Origin of the sequence: Limnohabitans sp. DM1 (assembly GCF_001269385.1) — a bacterium.
Lineage (GTDB): Bacteria > Pseudomonadota > Gammaproteobacteria > Burkholderiales > Burkholderiaceae_C > Limnohabitans_A.
Genome location: NZ_CXOO01000052.1, coordinates 13,008 through 33,553 on the forward strand (window position 1 = coordinate 13,008; position 20,546 = coordinate 33,553).

Below are 20,546 nucleotides of genomic sequence, written 5' to 3' on the forward strand. Positions count from 1 at the left end.
GAACAAACTGTTGGGGAAGGTTTTCATGGAATTTGATTACGTGATCGTGGGCGGTGGCTCTGCCGGTTGTGTGCTGGCCTGCCGCTTGAGCGAAGACCCCAGCGTGCAGGTGGCCCTGCTCGAGGCCGGGCCACCCGACACCAGCGCGCTGATCCACTGCCCCGCAGGCATCGCGCTCATGGCCCGGGTGGACCTGGTGTCGCAAGGTCTGAACACCGTGCCGCAACCCGGCTTGAACGGCCGCACCGGTTTTCAGCCGCGTGGCCGCACGCTGGGCGGCTCCAGCTCGACCAACGCCATGGCCTACATCCGTGGCCAAGCCGTGGATTACGACACTTGGGCCGACATGGGTTGCCAAGGCTGGTCCTGGGCCGAGGTCTTGCCCTACTTTTTGAAGGCCGAGCACAACGAACGCATCCACAACGAATGGCATGGCCAACACGGCCCCTTGAACGTGGCGGATTTGCAAAGCCCCAACGTGTTTTCACAGCGCTTCCTCGAGGCAGGCGTGCAAGCGGGCTTGCCCCTCACCACCGACTTCAACGGCCCCACGCAAGAGGGCGTGGGCCTGTACCAAGTGACGCAAAAGGCGGGCGAGCGCTTCAGCGCGGCCAAGGCTTACCTCACGCCGAATCGGGGTCGATCCAATTTGCATGTGATGACGGGCGTGACGGTGGACCGCATTGGCCTGGTCGATGGCGTGGCGCGGCAGGTGCATGCCTTGCAAGGCCACCAGCCCCTGAGCTTGACGGCCCGGCGCGAAATCATTTTGAGCGCGGGTGCTTTCCAGTCGCCCGCCATTCTCATGCGTTCGGGCATTGGGCCTGCTGCGCATTTGCAAAGCCTGGACATTGAGGTGCTGCACAACTTGCCCGGCGTGGGCGAGAACCTGCACGACCACCCAGACGCCGTGCTGGTGGCCGATGCGCCGGGTCACACCGATTTGATCGGCGTCTCACCACGGGGCACATGGCACACCTTGCAAGCCCTGTGGGCCTGGCGGCAACACCGCAAGGGGCGCCTCACCACCAACTTTGCCGAGGGCGGCGCGTTTTACAAAAGCCGGCCTGAGGAGGCACACCCGGACATCCAGCTGCACTTTGTGGTGGCCAAACTGGTGGACCATGGCCGCCAACTCACGCTGGGGCATGGCTACTCTTTGCATGTGTGCTTGTTGCAGCCGGACAGCCGGGGCCTTGTGCAATTGGCCAACCGCAACCCGAACAGTGCGCCACTGATCGACCCCCAGTTTTTGAGCGACCCGCGTGACCTGCAGCGCTTGCGCGACGGGGTTCGCCAAGCTCAGCGCATCTTGGCCCAACCTGCGCTTGCCGCGTATGGCAAAGAGTGGGCAGCGTCTGCCGATGCGCGCACCGACGAACAACTCGATCACTGGATTCGCCAACACGCCGACACGGTCTACCACCCGGTGGGCACCTGCCGCATGGGGCAAGACGACATGGCGGTGGTCGATGCGCAGCTGCGCGTGCACGGCGTGCCCGGTCTGCGCGTAGTCGACGCCTCGGTCATGCCACGCATCGTGAGCGGCAACACCAACGCGCCGACCATCATGATTGCGGAGAAGGCGGCGGATTGGATACGCGCGGCGCATTGATGCTTTTCACCGGGCCGCTTGTGGGTGCGAAGCTTGGTTTTATGTTGTTCGTTGTGATGGCGTGCCTCTGAAATTACCTACCGAGGCCCCCATATCCGATTGATATCCGTGCGTCGCGCACGCACAGAAGAGGTGGCACTTTATGAAAGCTAAAAAGTTTGATCAACAGTTTGATGATGGCGCCGACATCACGGCTTCTTTGGACTTGTCCAAAGCCAGGCGCGTGCTGCAGGATCAGAAGCGGGTGAATGTTGATTTCCCAACATGGATGATTGACTCGCTGGACCGCGAAGCCAGCAAACTGGGGGTGACGAGGCAGTCCGTGATCAAGGTCTGGCTGGCCGAGCGCCTTCACGCGACGAATTCTCATGTGCCGTTACAACGGACGTCGAAAGTTGCGACGCACCGCTGAACTTCACGTCAGTTTCACCCCACCCGCCGATACCCCCACGCAACCCGCATCCCCGTCGTCACTGCACATAGCCGCAAACACCGCCAAGGTTTCACTCAGGACTGATCGCGGCGGGGGCGCCGCTCCTGCAGAGAACCATTGCCACGAAAAAAGCGCCCGAAGGCGCTTTTTTCATGTGGGCGGTCAAGCTCACTTCTTCTTGGCCACAACCCGCACCATTTCCAGGCACTGCTTGGCGTAGCCCCATTCGTTGTCGTACCAGGCAACGATCTTGACGAAGGTTTTGTCCAGCGCAATGCCGGCGGTCGCATCGAACACGCTGGCGCAGGGCTCACCACGGAAGTCGGTGGAGACGACTTTTTCGTCGGTGTAGCCCAGCACGCCTTTGAGTGCGCCTTCGCTTTGCGCTTTCATTTCGGCGCAGATTTCGGCGTAGCTGGCGTCGCTGTTCAGCTCCACGGTCAGGTCGACCACCGACACGTCAGAGGTGGGCACGCGGAAGGCCATGCCGGTGATCTTGCCCTTGATTTCGGGGATGACCACGCCCACGGCTTTGGCGGCACCGGTGCTGCTGGGGATGATGTTTTCGAGGATGCCACGGCCGCCGCGCCAGTCTTTGCGGGATGAGCCGTCCACCGTCATTTGGCTGGCGGTGGCGGCGTGCACCGTGGTCATCAGCCCGCGCTTGATGCCCCACTTGTCGTGCAGCACCTTGACCACAGGGGCCAGGCAGTTGGTGGTGCAGCTGGCATTCGACACGATGGCTTCGCCTGCATACTTTTTGTGGTTCACGCCATAAACGAACATGGGGATGCTGTCTTTGGACGGGGCCGAAATCACCACTTTTTTGGCACCGGCGGCGATGTGCATTTGGCTGGTGGGTTCGGTCAGGTAGTGGCCGGTGCATTCGAGCACGGTGTGCACGCCCATCTCGCCCCAGCGCAGGTTGTGCGCGTCGCGCTCGTGCGAGAGCTTGATCTTTTTGCCGTTGACGATGAGTGTGTCTTCGGTGAAGTCCACCGTGCCATCAAAGCGGCCGTGCACGCTGTCGTACTTGAGCATGTAGGCCAGGTAGTCGGAGGGCTTGGGGTCGTTGATGCCGACGATCTGGATGTCGTCGTAGCCGTGTTTGAGGGCGGCGCGAAGAGCCAGACGGCCGATGCGGCCAAATCCGTTGATACCCAGCTTGATGGTCATGGTGAGAGCCTCGGGAGAAAAGTTACTAAACCGTTACGTAACCGGATTTGAAATCAAGACCCTTTCAGAATCCTGATCCCCGGACGTGGCATCAGCGCCTTGCGGGCGCTGATGGAGTCCGGCCGGTCAGTGGCCTTGTCAGGCCTTGAGCAGCGCAGCGTGAACCGTGTCGGCCACGTTTTCGGCGGTGAAGCCGAAGTGTTTGAACAGCACGGGGGCTGGGGCCGACTCGCCGTAGGTGTCGATGCCGACCACGGCGGCGCAGCCGTATTTCCACCAGCCGTCGGTGGAGCCCATCTCGACCGCCACGCGGGGCAGGCCAGCAGGCAGCACGCTTTGCTTGTATTCGCTGTCTTGGCGGTCAAACACATTGGTGCTGGGCATGGAGACCACGCGCACACCGATCTTGCGTTCGGCCAGCAGCTTTTGCGCGGCCAGGGCCAGTTGCACTTCGGAGCCGGTGGCGATGATCACGCCGTGGGTTTTCTTGATGCCGACGTGTTCTGGCTCGGACAAGACATAAGCGCCGCGGCTGATGTCGCCCAGATCGCTCTTGGGCGAGTAGGCCAGGTTTTGACGCGACAGCAGCAGAGCCGAAGGACGGTGTGCGTTTTGCAGCGCCACGGCCCAGGCCACGGTGGTTTCTGCTGTGTCGGCGGGGCGCCAGACGTCCAAGCCAGGGATCAGGCGCAGGCTGGCGGCGTGCTCGATCGACTGGTGGGTCGGGCCGTCTTCGCCCAGACCGATGGAGTCGTGGGTGAAGACGTGGATCACACGCTGCTTCATCAGCGCGGCCATGCGGATGGCGTTGCGTGAGTAATCGCTGAAGGTCAGGAAGGTGCCGCCGTAGGGGATGTAGCCGCCGTGCAGGGCCACGCCGTTCATGATGGCGGCCATGCCGAATTCGCGCACGCCGTAGTTGATGTGGCGACCGATTTTCCCGTCTTCGGTTTTGACCACGTCACCGGCCAGGTCCACGCGGAAGGCGGGGGTGCTTTTGGTGTTGGTCAGGTTGGAGCCGGTCAGGTCGGCCGAGCCGCCCAGCATTTCGGGCAAGGCGGCGGTGAAGGCTTCCAGCGCCAGCTGGCTGGCCTTGCGGCTGGCCACGGTCTCGCCCTTGGTGTGGGCAGCGACCACGGCGTCAAACGCCACCTGGTTGAAGTTCTTGGGCAAGTCGCCCTTCATGCGGCGCACGAACTCTTTGGCTTCGGCAGGGAAGGCGGCTTTGTAAGCGGCGAATGCCGTGTTCCAGGCAGCTTCGCGGGCTTTGCCGGCGGCCTTGGCGTCCCAGTCGGCATAGACCTCTTTGGGGATCTTGAAGGGCTCGGCCGTCCAGCCCAGGGCTTCGCGGGTGAGTTTGATTTCTTCAGCACCCAGCGGCTCGCCGTGGGCTTTGGAGGTGCCAGCGCGGTTGGGCGAGCCCTTGCCGATGGCGGTCTTGCAGACGATCAGGGTGGGTTTGTCTGCGCTGTGCTTGGCACTGGCAATCGCGGCCGACACGGCCGCTGCGTCGTGGCCGTCCACGGCGTCGATCACGTTCCAGCCGCAGGCGGCAAAGCGCTGGGGCGTGTTGTCGATGAACCAAGGGGCGACCTGGCCGTCGATCGAGATGCCGTTGTCGTCGTAGAGGGCAATCAGTTTGTTCAGCTTCCAGGCACCGGCCAGGGCCACGGCTTCGTGGCTGATGCCTTCCATCAGGCAGCCGTCACCCAGGAACACGTAGGTGTGGTGGTTGACGATCTTGTGACCTTCTTGGTTGAACTCAGCGGCCAGCATCTTCTCAGCCAGGGCCATGCCCACGGCGTTGGTGATGCCTTGGCCCAGCGGGCCGGTGGTGGTTTCCACGCCGGGGGTCACGCCCACTTCGGGGTGGCCAGCGGTTTTGCTGTGCAGGGTGCGGAAGTTTTTGAGTTCTTCGATTGGCAGCTTGTAGCCGGTCAGGTGCAGCACCGAATAGATCAGCATCGAGCCGTGGCCGTTGGACAGCACAAAGCGGTCGCGGTTGGCCCAATGGGGGTTGGTGGGGTTGTGTTGCAGGTGATCGCCCCACAACGCCACGGCCATATCGGCCATGCCCATGGGGGCGCCGGGGTGACCGGAGTTGGCTTGTTGAACGGCGTCCATTGCGAGCGCGCGGATGGCGTTCGCCATTTGTTGTTGATTGGCCATGTAGGTCAGCTCCGGGGGGATATTCTGGAAAACCCGAGATTTTAACGGGTGTAAGCACCGACCCTTGCGGGGCTTCATTGATCCGGCAAGCTGAAGTATTCAATGCTCAATGATGTTGCAGGTCGGCGGTCGAAGACCCCGACAGGGGCCTGTGCCGAAACCCATCATGTCGGACTCTGCGAGTACCGACCTACGAGATGACATGTCTCACACATTTCAAACTTCAGCGTGCCTGATCAATAACCACCACAGGCTCATGCTGTCTTGGGGTTGATAGGCCAAGCTCACAGCGCCTGCTCAGGTTTGCGTGACAGGCGTTTGCTGCGCTGGCGTACGGCTTCAATGTCTTGCTCCAGCGCGTTCAAGTCCAGCGCAGGCGCGGCCACTTCGGGCAAGGCCGCATGTCTGCCCATGAGCCACAACGCCGTGGCGTACACCCCCATGCCCACAGAAGGATCGCCCTTTTCCATGCGGATGAGCGTGGGCACCGAGACCGCCATGCGACTGGCCCAGGCGCGCAGGCTTTCCTTTCGGCGCTGACGTGCCAACGCGAGGTTTTCACCCAAATCCCGCAGTGCTTTGGCAGCAGAGGCGGGCAATTGGTCGGCTGCTGAAGAGGACTTTGACATCAAACGAACTTTAACAAAAGTCTAATTTTGTATCTTTTATGTTCATGATTCATACAGTTCTGTGAAATCTGCATTTGGGCTTCAAGGTGCACCTTGTGGGAGCCAGTCCTGCTGGCGATCAGACGCTTATGGAGCACAGGCATTTCGCTTGCAGGGCAAGCTACAAATTCCACCCAACTGGTTACACACTGCTCGGACTTCATCGGCACGAATCAATAAAACTGTACCCGCGAAAAGAAATCGGGCATTCGCCGCAGTTAGTCAGGGGCGACAGGCCCGGCAAGGCGTGTAGCCACGCAGCACCGCGGCCTGCCTGGATGTGAAATTGATCTCACTGTCTGCGCCTACGCTGCGTATCCAGGTGCAAGTGCTGCGATGAAAGACCCGATGTTCACTTTCAGACGTTGCCCAATAGCGTTCGCTGTCCTTGTACTGCTCTGACTCCAGCGCCACCGACTTCGCGCCGCACTGAGAACATTTCAGACGCTGGGCGATGGCCTCAATGTCGCTGACAGTCGGTCGGCGAGACTCGACCAAAAGTCCGGCGTTGCGGAACGCCAGAAAAGCAGAAAGTTTGTGACCGCATGTGCCGCAACGAAGGAACAGCGCAATGTCGGGCATAAAAGAGCTTGCATGTGTAGGGATGGAATGGTCAAGACTTTAGCCGCGGTGGCGCATCACAGGTGCGATGGTGTGTTGACGACCTTGAGATGAACCAGAGACCTCAGCTGGCTGATGTCGGACTCTTCGAGTGCCGAACAACAGGAATCCCGTCATGCGTGCTGAAACGATCAACCGACTGACGCCAGCGCCTCATCCAACAACTCCACCCAATGCCGCACCGGCAGGCCGCTGCCGCTTTGCAGGTGGGTGATGCAGCCGATGTTGGCGCTGATCACGCCCTGGGGCTCCAGCGCGTTCAGATGGCCCAGCTTGCGGTCGCGCAGTTGCTTGGACAGCTCGGGGTTGAGCACGCTGTAGGTGCCCGCCGAGCCGCAGCACAGGTGCGACTCGTTGGCCGTGACCTTGATCTGAAAGCCCAAATCGCCCAGATGCTTTTCGACGCCGCCTTTGAGTTGCTGGCCGTGTTGCAGCGTGCAGGGCGGGTGATAAGCCTGCAGGCCTGCGGCTTGCAGGGCTTCAGGTTTGAGCTTGGGTTTGAGCAGCGGCACCAACTCGGGCAGCAGCTCGCTCAGGTCTTTGGTCAGCGCACCGATGCGGGCGGCTTTGTCGGCATAGACCGGGTCATCTTTGAGCACATGGCCGTAATCTTTGACCATGACGCCGCAGCCCGAGGCGTTCATCACGATGGCTTCGACTTCGCCGTTTTCGACCAGCGGCCACCAGGCGTCGATGTTGGCACGCATGTGGTCTTTGCCGCCGCCCTGGTCGTTCAGGTGGAACTTGACCGCGCCGCAGCAACCGGCCTTGGGCGCGGTCACGGTCTGGATGCCTGCGGCGTCCAATACGCGGGCGGTGGCGGTGTTGATGTTGGGGCTCATGCTCGGCTGCACACAACCAGCCAGCATCAGCACCTTGCGGGCGTGCTGAGTGGTGGGCCAGGCACCGGCGTTTTGCGGCGCAGGCACTTTGGCCTTCAGGCTGTCGGGCAGCAGGCCGCGCACCATCTGGCCCATCTTCATGGCGGGCGCAAACAGGGGCGAAGGCAGACCTTCTTTGAGCGCCCAACGGACCAGTTTTTCGCCTGCGGGGCGCTCAACTTTGGCGTCCACCAGTTTGCGGCCAATGTCCACCAAGTGGCCGTATTGCACGCCGCTCGGGCATGTGCTTTCGCAATTGCGGCAGGTCAGGCACCGGTCCAGGTGCATCTGGGTTTTGCGGGTGGGCGTTTGGCCTTCCAGCACCTGCTTCATCAAGTAGATGCGGCCACGCGGGCCGTCGAGCTCATCACCCAACAGTTGGTAGGTGGGGCAAGTGGCGGTGCAAAAGCCGCAGTGCACGCACTTGCGCAGAATGGCTTCGGCTTCCAGGCCGTCGGGGGTGTTTTGGTATTCGGGGGCGAGATGGGTTTGCATGTTTTTCGTCCCGGGCTCAGAGGGGATGCATGCGACCGGTGGCGAACACGCCTTTCGGGTCGAACTGTTGTTGCAGTTGACGCTGAATGCGGTCTTGCACGGCGTCCAACGGGGTGTTCACACCGGCGACTTTGTCGACCTCGGCATGGGCAGCACTGGCCCGGAACAAAGTGGCATGACCGCCCACCGATTGCGCCAGCTCACGCAAGGCCAGCGCCGCCGAGGCCGGAGCCCAGAGCCAGCGCTGCGCGCCTTGCCATTCGATGTATGGGGCATACGGCAAATCCAGCAGCGGCGCGGTTTGCGGCACCGACAGACGCCACAGGCAGGCGTCGGGCGCGGGGGCGGCAAAAAACGGCAGGGTTTGATCGCCGCTGGCACGCCAGTCTGCGGCGACTTCGGTGTTGTCCATCACGTTGACCTGGGCACCCAAGGCAACGGCGTCGGCGCTCATCTTGCCCAGCGCAGATTGCACCGCCGCCACCGCGCCGCGCAGACGCACAAACATACAGTCGGCCACGGGCTGGGCGGTGGTGTCACGCACCCAGGCGCTGGCATTCAAAGGCAGGGGCTGACCGCCCCAGCGGTGCAGCAAATCCAGCGCTGTTTTTTGCGGCAGTCCCACACACATCAGCGTGGCTTCTTCGGGGGCCACGGGCAGCACTTTGAGGCTGACCTCGGTGATCAGGCCCAGCGTGCCCCAGCTGCCGGCCATGAGGCGGCTCACGTCGTAACCGGCCACGTTTTTCATGACCTGGCCGCCAAAGGTCAGGTGCTCGCCCAGCCCGTTGATGAAGCGTGCCCCCAAGACATAGTCGCGCACAGCGCCAGCAGTGGCGCGGGCCGGGCCACTGAGCCCGGCGGCCACCATGCCGCCCACGGTCGCCCCATGGCCCGAAACTTGTCCAAAGTGCGGCGGCTCAAAGGCCAGGCACTGGCCCTTTTCGGCCAGAGCAGCTTCCAGCTCGGCCAGCGGCGTGCCGCAGCGCACCGTGACCACCAGTTCGCTGGGCTCGTAGCTGACGATGCCCGCATAGGCCCGGGTGTCCAGCACTTCGCCCGTGAGGCTTTGACCCCAAAAATCTTTGCTGCCGCCACCGCGCAGCCGCAGCACGCGGCCATCCGCACCCGCCTGGCGAACGGCGTCGATGAGGGAATTGAGTTGAGTTTCCATGGGCAGGGATGGTAACGCCCGCCGTCTGGCGGCTGCGTGAAGATTTTTAACGGGCAGGTTGTGGGAAATTGCGCCGGGTGGATGGTTCTGGCACTGCAAGGGCCTGCACAAGATCCGGCCAAACGAATCATTAGGTATTCTGTTTAAGATCAAGTTTTTTACCCTGCAAACCCATGCCCCCGTCCAAGTCACTCATCCTTCGCAGCCTTGCAGTACAGCACGTCAAGGAACGCCTGATGCGGGAGTCATACCCCCGTCTGCAGATGACGCTGATCGTTGCGCTCACGGCTGGGGTGGGTTTGCTGTCGTCATTTGCCCTGCTGCATCTGGGCGTAACGTCCATGGCCGTCCGCTATCCTTTGGCACTGGTGGTGGCCTATTTCTTCTTTTTGTTCTTCATCTGGCTTTGGCTGCGAACAAAGGCCGAAGACTACATCAACCTTCCAGATTGGACCCCCTCGATTTCTTGGCCAAAATCACCCACCCGTATGCCAGACTTCAAGAGCGGCGGAGGTGGTGATTTTGCAGGCGGCGGTGCGACAGGCTCCTTCGACGACGCAACAACGGCGCTGCAGCCAGCCTCGACTTCACCTTTGGGGAAGGTCGGTGATTCCGTCGAGGCGATCGCCGACACTGACGAGTTGGCAGTGCCGCTGCTGGCCATCACATTGGTCATCGGCACGGTCATCGGAATGGCGCTCGCTTGTCTCTATGTTGTCAACCTCGCCCCCGTCCTTTTTGCAGAGGTACTGGTCGATGGGACGCTTTCTTATGCCCTCGTTCGCCATCTGCGCGGGCAAGAGCCTGAGCATTGGCTGTCAAGCACCTTTCGGCGAACCGTGCTGCCCTTTGCAGGGGCAGCCGTCTTCCTCGTCGCGATGGGTGCAGCCATGGCCGCTTATGCGCCGAACGCAAAATCCATCGGCGAAGTCTTGCAGCATGCCAGCAAAAGCTATTAAAGAGCCCTGCTTGAACCTGCATTCGACCCTGTCACCCCCAACGAATCAAGCCAACCCCTGGGCATAAACGTCTACTTCATGCACATCGGCGCGAGGTGAAACACTGTGTCGAAAATGGCTGAGTACGTTGGCGCTGCCGACCCCCATCCGAAAACAACACGCCATGGGTGACTGACAAGTTCAAGCTCAACGCACCAGAAGCACGGGCACTTTGCAATTTGCCAGCACTTGTGTGGCGACCGAGCCCATCACCAAATTGGCCAAGGTGCCATGGCCATGGGAGCCCATCACCACCAAATCAAATTTGCCGCTGTCTGCGGTTTTGGAAATGACCTCTCCTGCGTGGCCGACCTTGGCCATGCTTTTGGCCTGAATGCCGTGGCGCTCCAGGAAGGCGTCCACAGGGGCGAGCACCCGTTCAGACTCTTCGCGGTGGTAGTCATCCACGATCTCTTTGCCCACCGCCGCACGCGCACGGGGCGGTATTTGGGATTGCACCGTCAACAAGGTGTAGCTGTTGCTGGGGCTGAACAGCTCAGTGTGCGTGACCATATAGGCCAGCATTTTTTTGGTGTACTCACTGCCATCGACAGCCAACAAGATTTTCATACGGTGCTCCTTGTGTAAATCAAACGAGCTTCTAATTTACAGACACCTGAACGATGAATCCTTGACCTGCGTCATGAATAAGGACATGAGCCACTTCGGCTCGCAGTCAGACGCTGGCAAGGTACCAGGTGGTTCGTCCCGCCATTGGGCAGTGGTTTGGAGAGGGTTGCCACGCACGATCGCCCACGGGTTGGACTCGCGCCCCAAGATGCGCCGCATGTTTTCGCTGAGTGCTTCAAAAAATAGCGCCATGCTTGCCCCAAATTCGGTAGATGGCAAGCCCGCGCCTTGTAAACAGGTGACTGACAGCCTGGCCCTTCTGGCGACAATGGCTGTGTATTGTTTATTCAAGCCTGCCATGTCTTCATCTCCTGCTGTCTCCATCCGCTTGCAAGGCGCTTCAAATTTTCGCGATCTTGGGGGCTACCGTACGCAAGATCAACGCCGCGTTAAAAGCGGTCAGGTGTTCCGATCGGACCATCTGGCCGCTTTGTCAGCCCAAGATCTGGACCAATTGCAGGCACTGGGCGTGCGGCACAGCCTGGACTTCAGAGGCGTGGCCGAGTACACCGCCACGCCTTATGACATTGCCGGGGTGCAGCGGGTGGCACTGACGATTGAGCCCACCGTGATCGCGCGCATGCAAGCGCTGGTGGCGCAAGGGATCGTGCCCAGCACCGATGAAACCGTGGAGCTGATGCGCGAGACGTACCGCGATTTTGTGAACTGCAATGCGGGCACCTTTGGCCGGTTTTTGAAGCACTTGCTCGAACATCCCACACCACAAGTGTTTCACTGCACAGCGGGCAAAGACCGCACGGGCTTTGCAGCGGCGCTGCTGCTGTCCGCGCTGGGCGTGGACCGCGCCACCATCGAGCACGACTATTTGCTGACCAACGCCTTGTACAAGCGTGATGCGCGGCTGGAAGGCATGGGCCATCCGCATGTGATGAAAGTGCTGTGGCAAGTGCAGCCCGAGTTTTTGCAAGCTGCGTTCGAGGCGGTCGACACACAGCACGGCGGCATGCATGACTATTTGCATGGCGCCGTCGGGCTGAGCCCGCAAGAAGTGTCAGAGCTCCAGCAGATGCTTGTGCAAGATTGAACACCGCTGGCGGTGACTTTGCAGCCCCGCCCCCGGGGCGATGGGGCGTGGTCTGCGTGGGCCCATCGCGGCGGGGGCGCCACTCCTACAGGGTTCAATGCGTCATGAGCTGCGCCTGGTCGATCAGGAATTGCTGGTGGGTGTCAACGGGCGAAGCGCCCAGCATGGCCCCTGAATGCCTGTCTTGAGGGCTGTCGGCGCTGGCCAAGACATCGCGCCACTGCAAACCGCTGCCACTGTCACTGCTGCCACCGCTGGAGAAGGCAAAGGCCGCGTCGGCCACCAGCAGCTGGCTGCCGTCCAGCCAGGTGGCGTGGGTGCGGCCGGCTTCCTGCACGCCCGCAGCGGGGCTGCGAAGCACGCCGTCGCTGTGCAGCTGCAGCGACACGATGCCCACATCGAGCAGGTGGCGCACTTCGCCGCTGTCGCTTTGGCCGTTGTGGTTGGCGTCCTGCCAGACGGCCATCTGGGCAAATCGGCTGTCTTGCGCGTTCAGCACGCCGTCGCCGTTGCTGTCAAAGGCGGCGGCCAGGCCTTGCAGGTCGGTGGCGCCGGGCGTGACCAGCAAATCTGCGTATTGCGCAAAGGCAAACTGGCTGTGGTCGTGCACCATGGCGTCCGCGAACTTGTCCCACACCAGCACGCCGTCTTGCGGTGCGGCCCAGGCGCTTTGGTCTTGCAGGCCGTCGCCGTTCACATCCATTTGCACCTGGCTGTAGCTCAAGATGCCGTCGCGGTTCATGTCCAGCACCACGGGGGCCACGCTGTCCAGGTTGTTGACGGTGAGCCCAGTGCGCACGATCACCTGGCTGCGCATGCCCTCGTTTTGGTAGACCGTGTAGTCACGGGTGCCATCGTTGACGGTGCCTGCATTCACCCACAAGCCGGTGCCCAGCTGCAAGTTCAGCACGTCGGCAGCATCGCCTTCCACCACCAACTGGTGGTATCTGGTGCTGTCAGCCAAAGCGTTGCCACTGGCATTGGTCCAGGTCTTGCCGTCGGCGCTGGGGGTGCCGGTGTGGATGCTGTTGAAGCCTGCCATGTCCACCACGTCTTGTGCGCTCAGGCCCAGGGTGTTGGCGGCGCTGTCGCTGGCCAGGTCGATGCGTTCAATGCTTTCGATGCGGCTCATGCCATCTGGGGATGCGCTGTCGGCGTTGCTCACGCTTTGCAGGTTCAGCGAAGCGCCCGCGCTCAGCGCCAGCGTGTCAAAGCCCGTGCCGCCCATCACGCGTGCCAGTTGCCCCACGTTGCCGCCTGCGCCCAGGGGGCTTTGCAATGCGCTCACGTTGCTGGCATTGAGCATGAAGCGGTCGTCACCCTTGCCGCCAAACATCACGTCGGCGCCGCCGTTGCCGATCAGGCTGTCGTGGCCATCACCTGCGATGAAGGTTTCAGACGAGGTGTTGCCCTCCAAGAGGTTGGCCGTGGCATCGCCCAACAAGTCCACTTGGCTGCCCCATTGGCTGCCGCCAAAAATCACATAGCTCTTGCCCGCATCGGCGCCTGCGCTCGGGTCGGCTGTGCGTGCGCCCACCAGCAGATCGTCAAAGCCGTCGCCGTTGATGTCGCCGGCCATGCTGACGATGCCTGCGTTGTCACCGGCCGACTGGCCGTTGATGACAAAGCCGCCGACGCCATTGGCCACGGCGCTCAGCTCAATTGGCGTGTTGGTGGTTTGGCCGTACACCAAAAAGCTGCGGCCCGCGTCAACACCGGTGGCGGGATCGGCCAGCTGTGAGCCGATGATCAGGTCGGCCAGGCCGTCGCCGTTGATGTCCCCGGCATAGCTCACGCGTGTGCGCTGGGGCACCTGGGTATCGCTGGTCAGATAGACCCCGTCACCTGCAGATTGGCCGTAGATCACATAGCCGCCCATGCCTGCCGCAATGGCGCTGAGCTGAATGACTTGACCATCTGTCTTGCCATACACCACATAGGTGCTGCCTGCATTGGCCTTGGCGGCCGGGTCGGCTTGCGGAGCAAACACCAGCACATCGCCCAGGCCGTCACCGTTGACGTCGCCCGCCTGACTCACGGAAAAGCCACTCAGGTCGTTGGCACACTGGCCCTGAATGACAAAGCCGCCCGATCCGGCCTGCAAGGCCGACAGGTTCACGCCTGCTGAGTCGGTCTTGCCAAACACCACAAAGCTGCGCCCAGCGTCGGTTCCGGTGGCAGGGTCGCTGTTGTAGGTGCCCACGATCACATCGGCCAGACCGTCGCCGTTCACATCGCCCGCATTGCTCGCGCTGTAGCCGGTGAAATCGCCACTGCTTTGCGCGTTGATGACAAAGCCACCTGAGCCTTCTTGCACAGCTGTCAATTGCACTTTGGCCATGTCTGTGCTGCCAAACACCAGATAGGTCTTGCCCATTCTGGATGCACCGACCAAGAAGTCGGTCAAACCGTCGCCGTTGACATCGCCTGCTGCACTGACAACGCCTGAGCTGAAAAGTTGGCCGGAGCTGGTGTAGCCAATGATGGTGTAACCGCCATTGCCTGCATTCACTGCCGAAGCCTGCACCGCGGTGCTGGAGGTTTTGCCATACACGATGTAAGTGCGACCGTGGGTGCCATCTTCGTTGTGTGCACTGGACATCAGGTCGGCCAGTCCGTCGCCGTTGACATCACCTGCGGCAGCGACTGAAGCTGCGCTAAAGGTAATGCCAAAGCCTTCCAGCACAAAACCCGCCGAGGCAGCGGCCAGGCCACTCAAGTTGACTGCGCTGGTGCCCGATTTGCCAAACACCACATAAGCGCGGCCACTGTTGTTCACCGACGTGTCGGCATACGGTGCACCCACGATCAGGTCGTCATAGCCGTCGCCGTTCACATCCCCCGCATTGGCCACGCTGAAGCCGCTGAGGTCGCCCGCGCATTGGCCATTGATGACAAAACCGCCCACGCCCTGAGCCACGCTGCTCAGGTTGACTTTGGGCACAAAGTTCTGCGCGATCTGGTCGGTGGTGCTGGAAAAGGCAGCCGTGGCACTCAAGCCCGCACCGGCCAGCACATCCACATACACCCCCTCGCTGCCCAGGGTCTGGTCCCAGGCGCGCCATGTGACTGCCGAGCTGATGTTGGTGGTCACGCCCGCGTTGGGTTTGAAGTAAATCCGGTTGTCACTGTCCGGCCCCAGCAGCAATGCCATGTGATCGCTCACCGCGCTGACCTGCGCCCAGCTGAGGCCGCCATTGGTGCTGTAGTACAGGCTGCCCTGGCTGGTGTCCACGCCGGTGATGGCCATGCCTTGCAAAGCGGCTGCGCCATCGGCGTCGCTCACTCCACCCATGAAACTGCTGACCAAACTGCCGACTTCGCCCGCAGGATCGGTGGCCACATCGCCCAGCAAGCCCAGGCTCAGGATTCGATCGGTCAGCACTGGTGCAGCATTGCTCGGGTTGCCCGTGGCGTCGTTGGCGCCATACACCGCCACGCCCTGGCGCACGATGACCTGCGCGTGCAGGGCCTCGTTTTGAAAGACCACATGGTCATGCAGGCCGTCATTGACCGTGCCCACATTCGCCCAGTCGCCTGGCCCGGTTTGCAGGTTCAGCGCATCCTGGGCATTGCCGTCGACCACCAGCTGGTGATAGGGCGTGATGCTGCTCAGAGCGCTGCCGCTCACGTTCACCCAGGTCTTGCCGTCCGCACTGGCGCTGCCGGTGTGGATGCTGTTGAAACCGGCCAGATCGGCCACGTCTTTGGCCCCCAGTCCCAGCGTGTTGCTCGCGGTATCGGTGGCCAGATCTATGCGCTCCAGGCCTTCGATGCGGCTGGCCACATCGGGCGAAGCAGCGTCGGCATGACTGACTGCACCCAGGTTGAGGGCTGCACCGCCACTGAGCTGCAGCGTGTCATAACCCGTGCCACCATCGATGCGGGCCAGTTGCTGCGCATTGCCGCCCTGGCCCATGGGGCTGTGCAAAGCCTGCACGTTGGCCGCGTTCAACACGAAAGTGTCGTTGCCCTTGCCGCCATACATCACGTCGGCGCCACCGTTGCCGATCAACACATCGGCGCCATCACCGGCCACAAAGGTGTCTGAAACGGTGCTGCCCGTCAGGGTGTCAGCGGCCAGCTGGCCCGACAAATCCAGGGTGTCCATGAAGCGGCTGCCGCCCCAGACCACATACGACTGGCCCGCCAGCGTGCCGCCTTCCGTGGTGGCATGGGCAGCGGACACCAGCACATCGGCAAAGCCGTCACCGTTGATGTCGCCGCCCAGGCTGACGGTGCCGGCCAAGTCACCGGCCGACTGGCCGTTGATGAAAAAGCCGCCTTCGCCCTGCGCCAAGTTGCTCAGCTGGATGGCGCTGGTGCTGGTTTTGCCATAGACCACATAGGCACGGCCTGCATCGGTGCCCGCTGCCGGGTCGGCGGCGCTGGCGCCCACCATCAGGTCGGCCAGGCCATCGCCGTTGACATCGCCTGCATAGCCCACAGCACCGGCGGCATCGCCCGCGCACTGGCCATTGATGACAAAGCCGCCCGAGCCCGCCGCGATGGCGCTGAGCTGCACCTCAGTGACCGCGCCGGTGCGGCCAAACACCACATAGCTGCGGCCCGCATTGCTGCCATTGCTCAAATCGGAGTCGCTGGCGCCCACGATCAGATCGGCCAGGCCGTCACCGTTGACATCGCCCGCATTGCTCACGCGAGCGGCCTGGTCGCCCGCGCACTCGCCAAAGATCACAAAACCTTGTGAGCCCAAGCTGCTGACAGACACGGTTTCGCCACCTGTTTTGCCCAGCACCACATACGAGGCGCCCTTGCCATGGGCCATGGTGGCACCCACGATCAAATCGGCCAGCCCGTCGCCATTGACGTCGCCTGCATTGCTGATGGACGCTCCCAGCAAATCAGCGGCACTTTGGGCCTGCACCATGAAGCCGCCAGAGCCTGCGGCCACAGCGCTCAGCTCCACGTCGGTGCTGTTGTTGGTGCGGCCAAAGACCACATAGGCCTTGCCTGCGTCCGTCATGCCCGCCACATCAGCGGTCAAGGTGCCCACCAGGAAATCTTCCAGGCCGTCGCCGTTCACATCGCCTGCGGCGCTCACGGTCTGCAGCCCCACCGACGGGATATCGGTCACGCCATTGATCGAAAAACCGGTGCTGCCTGTCAAAGCGTTCACAGACACCGTGGCGCCGCTGGTACTGCCAAAAATCACATGTGCACGACCCTGGTTGTTGCCCGCTGGGGAAGCGTTGCCGTTGTTGGAGATCACCACCAAGTCGGCCAGGCCGTCTTGGTTCACATCGCCTGCGGCGCTGACCGAGGTGCCCACGGCATCGTTGACCGCAAAGCCATCAATCGCAAAGCCTCCCACGCCTGCTGCCACAGCGCTCAGATCTATCTGCATGTTGCCTGTCTTGCCATACACCACATAGGCACGGCCCGCATCGGGGGTGCCGTTGACATCGGCGCCAGGTGCCCCGACCAGGATGTCGTCATATCCGTCACCGTTGACGTCGCCCGCGTTGCTCAGGGTCAAGCCGCTGCGGTCGCTGGCGCTGTCACCGTTGATGACAAAACCACCGCTGCCCTGGGCCACATCGCTGAGGTTGACCGCTACAGGCAATTTTTGCAGCAGCACATCGGTGGCTGAAGAAAATGAACTCGTGCCCCCATTGACCGAAACATCCACATACGAGCCCTCTGCACCCACACCCTGGTCCCAGGCGCGGAAGGTGACGGCGCTGGCGATGCTGTTGGAGACCCCAGCTGCGGGCTGGAAATACAAACGGTTGTCCGCATCCGATTTCAGCAGCAAGGCATTGGCATCGCTGACGCTGCTCACGGCCGTCCAGGTGGTGCCGCCGTTGGTGCTGAAGAACAAAGTACCTTGGCTGGTGTCCACCCCGGTGATGGCCATGCCTTTGAGGGTGCTGGTGCCATCGGGCAGGCTCACGCCACCCATCAAACTGCTCACCAGTGTGCCCACCGCGCCCGTGGGCACAGGGGCATCGGCCGCGACCATGGCCAGGCTCAGCGAGGTGTCGGTCAACACCGGCGCGTCCTTGACGGGCGTCACCCCAATCAAGGAAGTGGCCACCGCCGAATCCAGCGTGCCGTCGTTCAGGATGTACTGCACGGTACGGGTGGCGGTGCTGGGTTTGTCAGAGATGTTGCTGTATTGCACCGCACGCAAGGCCGCTTGCCATTGCGCCAGCGTGGCGGTGCCGCCCGCCGAACTCAGGCGCACCACGCCGGGGCTCAGGCTGGCGGTGATGTTGCCCATGGTTTGCCCATCGTTGACAAAACCCAGCACATCTTCTGCCGCTTCAAAGCCAGCCGTGATGGCCACTTTGGCGCTGACGGCGCTGGTGTCGTCCACATCGGCCACGGTGACGATGGTGTTGATGGCGGCCATGCCCTGGCCTTCGGTGTAGTTCAGATGCACGGGGTTGACGATGACTTCGCCTGCCGCATTGATCACCTTGGCTTCCGGAAAATTCAGGCGCACCGGTGCCGTTGAAGTGCCCACGATCAGCATCGTGTAAGTGCCGGTTTGATCGGCCGTGAAATTGCCAATCGTGCTGCCCAGGTAATAGCCCCCGTTGTCCCAGCCGCCACTGCCCCCTTGTCGGGTGGATGAGGCGGTGGTCACGCCCGAGATGATGGTGCCATCGGGCTTTTTGATGTCCACACGCAAGGTGGCTGCCCCCAGGCCATCGGCTTGCAACTTGCGCAGCCCCACGGCCACGCCATACACGACCCCGTTGTAGCCCTGAAAGTCGGCCGCCAGGATGTCGCCTTTGTCCAGGCGGGTGTTGGCTGTACCGGCGATGTTGTTGTCATCGCGCACCACCATGGGCGTGGTGCCGCCATAGGCGTAGTAGGGCGCCTTGTAAACGCCCAGGCCATTCAAGGTGCCATACATGTCGACGATCGGCGTCCACAGGCCGGCCACATTGGTGTTACTGGGCACCATCACGGTGTTGTTGGCTGGCGATTTGGCCGTGCCCGGGGGGCCTGCCGAAGGGATGCTCAGCACCGGTGCATCGTCGGTGCCCGTGATGAGGACGCTGATGTCCTGACTGGCCGTGCCATCTTTGCTGGTCACCGTGAGCTTGTCGGTCACCGTGGCCTGAGCTGCCAGGGCCTGCGTGGCGTCCCGGCTGTTGTCCAGCGTATATGTCCAGGCGCCTGAGCTGGTGTTGAGCGTGAATGTGCCATAAACACCCGCCAACGAGGCAGGCGTTTGCAACACGTTTTCACCCGAATCCGGGTCGGTCACGGTCAAGCTGCCACTGACCGAATTCACACTGGCGTCTTCGCTCAGCGCCCCTGTGGCCATGCCGCTGATGCTGGCATTGCCCTGCACCGTACTGGTGATCGTCACCGTCAAAGCGCTGGGCGCGCTGGTGTTTCCAGCGGCGTCGGTGGTGGTGACGCTCAATGTGTTCGCGCCCGAGGGCAACGCTGCCGTTGGCGTGATGCTCCACGTTCCGTTAGTGGCCACGGTGGCGGTGCCGATGACTGCGTTGGCCCCGTCCTTGAGGGTGATGATTTCGCCAACGGTGCCCGTGCCGCTGATGGTGGGCGTGGTGTCGTCGGTGGTGTTGTCACCCAGCACACCGCTGTCACTGCTCGGGTCAAGCATGGCAGTCGGAGCGACAGAGGCCGTGGTGTCGAAGGTGATGACCAGCGGCGTGACTGGGCTGGTGTTGCCCGCAGCGTCTGTGGTGGTGACGCTCAGGTTGTTCGCGCCAGAGGCCAGCGCTGCCGTGGGTGTGACGCTCCACGTTCCGTTGGCCGCTACGGTGGCGGTGCCGATCACGGCGCCAGCGGAGTCTTTGACCGTGATGGCTTCCCCCGCAGTGCCGGTGCCACTGATCGTGGGCGTCGTGTCGTTGGTCAGTTGGTCACCCAATAGGCCACTGTCGCTCGAAGCATCGACTGTGGCAACAGGTGCCGCAGAAGCCGTGTTGTCGAGGGTGATGACCAGCGGCGTGGCGGCGCTGGTGTTTCCAGCGGCGTCGGTGATGGTGACGCTCAGGTTGTTGGCGCCTGAGGCCAGCGCTGTCGTTGGCGTCACGCTCCACGTTCCGTTGGCAGCTACGGAGGCGGTGCCGATCACGGCTCCAGCGGGGTCTTTGACTGTGATGACTTCACCCGCAGTGCCGGTGCCACTGATCGTGGGCATCGTGTCGTTGGTAGTGTTATCGCCCAGCACACCGCTGTCGCTGCTGGCGTCCAGCATGGCGGTGGGGGCGGCAGAGGCTGTGGTGTCTAGGGTGATGACCAGCGAGGTGGCTGGGCTGATTTGATTGCTGGCGCTCGTTGCAGTCACGCTCAGGGTGTTTGCRCCTGAGGGCAGCATCGCGGAGGGTGTGATGCTCCAGGTGCCGTTGACATCCACGGTGGCGGTGCCGATCACGGCATTGGCGGCGTCCTTGAGGGTGATGACTTCACCCGCTGTACCTGTACCACTGATCGCGGGCGTGGTGTCGTTGGTGGTGTTGTCACCCTGCACACCGCTGTCGCTGCGGGGGCGACAGGGGTAACAGCTGCGTTGATGCTGAAGCTGGCGAGGTTGTTGAGGTCGGCGCCGTCTTTGTTGAGGTTGCCGGAGGCGTCGGTGAATTTGTCGTTGCCCACGAAGACCATGGCGCTGCGGGCACCGACGGTG

At 62.2% G+C, this 20,546-nt stretch carries 12 protein-coding genes; 4 read left to right on the top strand and 8 right to left on the bottom strand.

Features of this window, described 5'->3' with window-relative positions; all coding sequences use genetic code 11:
• Positions 1-25: 25 nt before the first annotated feature.
• A complete protein-coding gene (locus AMM33_RS18365) occupies positions 26-1,615 on the top strand; it encodes a GMC family oxidoreductase (protein ID WP_090142711.1) in 1,590 nt (529 codons plus the stop codon).
• A gap of 142 nt (positions 1,616-1,757) precedes the next feature.
• Complete coding sequence (brnA, locus tag AMM33_RS18370) at positions 1,758-2,027, top strand: type II toxin-antitoxin system BrnA family antitoxin (RefSeq protein ID WP_090142712.1); 270 nt, start codon at positions 1,758-1,760, stop codon at positions 2,025-2,027.
• A 189-nt stretch (positions 2,028-2,216) separates the two neighbouring features.
• On the opposite strand, the gene gap is transcribed toward brnA, so the two are convergent.
• The 6 genes from gap to glcE all read right to left on the bottom strand — a co-directional run bounded on the left by gap (position 2,217) and on the right by glcE (position 9,232).
• Positions 2,217-3,224 (bottom strand): type I glyceraldehyde-3-phosphate dehydrogenase, encoded by a 1,008-nt coding sequence (gap, locus tag AMM33_RS18375; RefSeq protein ID WP_090142713.1) that lies wholly within the window; start codon positions 3,222-3,224, stop codon positions 2,217-2,219.
• A gap of 138 nt (positions 3,225-3,362) precedes the next feature.
• Positions 3,363-5,393, bottom strand: coding sequence for a transketolase (gene tkt / locus AMM33_RS18380; RefSeq protein ID WP_090142714.1), 2,031 nt, complete (start codon positions 5,391-5,393; stop codon positions 3,363-3,365).
• A 284-nt stretch (positions 5,394-5,677) separates the two neighbouring features.
• Positions 5,678-6,022 carry a DNA-binding protein gene (locus tag AMM33_RS18385; RefSeq protein WP_090142715.1) on the bottom strand — a complete coding sequence of 115 codons (345 nt, stop codon included), beginning with the start codon at positions 6,020-6,022 and terminating at the stop codon, positions 5,678-5,680.
• 261 nt (positions 6,023-6,283) lie between these two features.
• Complete coding sequence (locus tag AMM33_RS18395) at positions 6,284-6,643, bottom strand: hypothetical protein (RefSeq protein WP_090142717.1); 360 nt, start codon at positions 6,641-6,643, stop codon at positions 6,284-6,286.
• A gap of 170 nt (positions 6,644-6,813) precedes the next feature.
• Positions 6,814-8,058 carry a glycolate oxidase subunit GlcF gene (gene glcF, locus AMM33_RS18400; protein WP_090142718.1) on the bottom strand — a complete coding sequence of 415 codons (1,245 nt, stop codon included), beginning with the start codon at positions 8,056-8,058 and terminating at the stop codon, positions 6,814-6,816.
• 16 nt (positions 8,059-8,074) lie between these two features.
• Positions 8,075-9,232, bottom strand: a complete 1,158-nt coding sequence (glcE, locus tag AMM33_RS18405; protein ID WP_090142719.1) for a glycolate oxidase subunit GlcE — start codon at positions 9,230-9,232, stop codon at positions 8,075-8,077.
• 173 nt (positions 9,233-9,405) lie between these two features.
• On the opposite strand from glcE, the gene AMM33_RS18410 reads away from it, so the two are divergent.
• Positions 9,406-10,191, top strand: a complete 786-nt coding sequence (locus tag AMM33_RS18410) for a hypothetical protein (protein WP_228768237.1) — start codon at positions 9,406-9,408, stop codon at positions 10,189-10,191.
• Positions 10,192-10,377: 186 nt separating this feature from the next.
• Here the strand turns inward: AMM33_RS18410 and AMM33_RS18415 are convergent, their stop codons facing one another.
• Entirely contained in the window at positions 10,378-10,800 is a 423-nt protein-coding gene (locus tag AMM33_RS18415; RefSeq protein WP_090142720.1) for a universal stress protein, read from the bottom strand.
• A 358-nt stretch (positions 10,801-11,158) separates the two neighbouring features.
• Here AMM33_RS18415 and AMM33_RS18425 point away from each other — a divergent pair, with 358 nt between their 5' ends.
• Positions 11,159-11,905, top strand: coding sequence for a tyrosine-protein phosphatase (locus AMM33_RS18425; protein WP_090142722.1), 747 nt, complete (start codon positions 11,159-11,161; stop codon positions 11,903-11,905).
• Positions 11,906-11,999: 94 nt separating this feature from the next.
• On the opposite strand, the gene AMM33_RS18430 is transcribed toward AMM33_RS18425, so the two are convergent.
• Positions 12,000-20,501: an Ig-like domain-containing protein gene (locus AMM33_RS18430; protein ID WP_255350713.1), complete on the bottom strand. Its 8,502-nt coding sequence runs from the start codon at positions 20,499-20,501 to the stop codon at positions 12,000-12,002.
• Between the last annotated feature and the right edge of the window lie 45 nt (positions 20,502-20,546).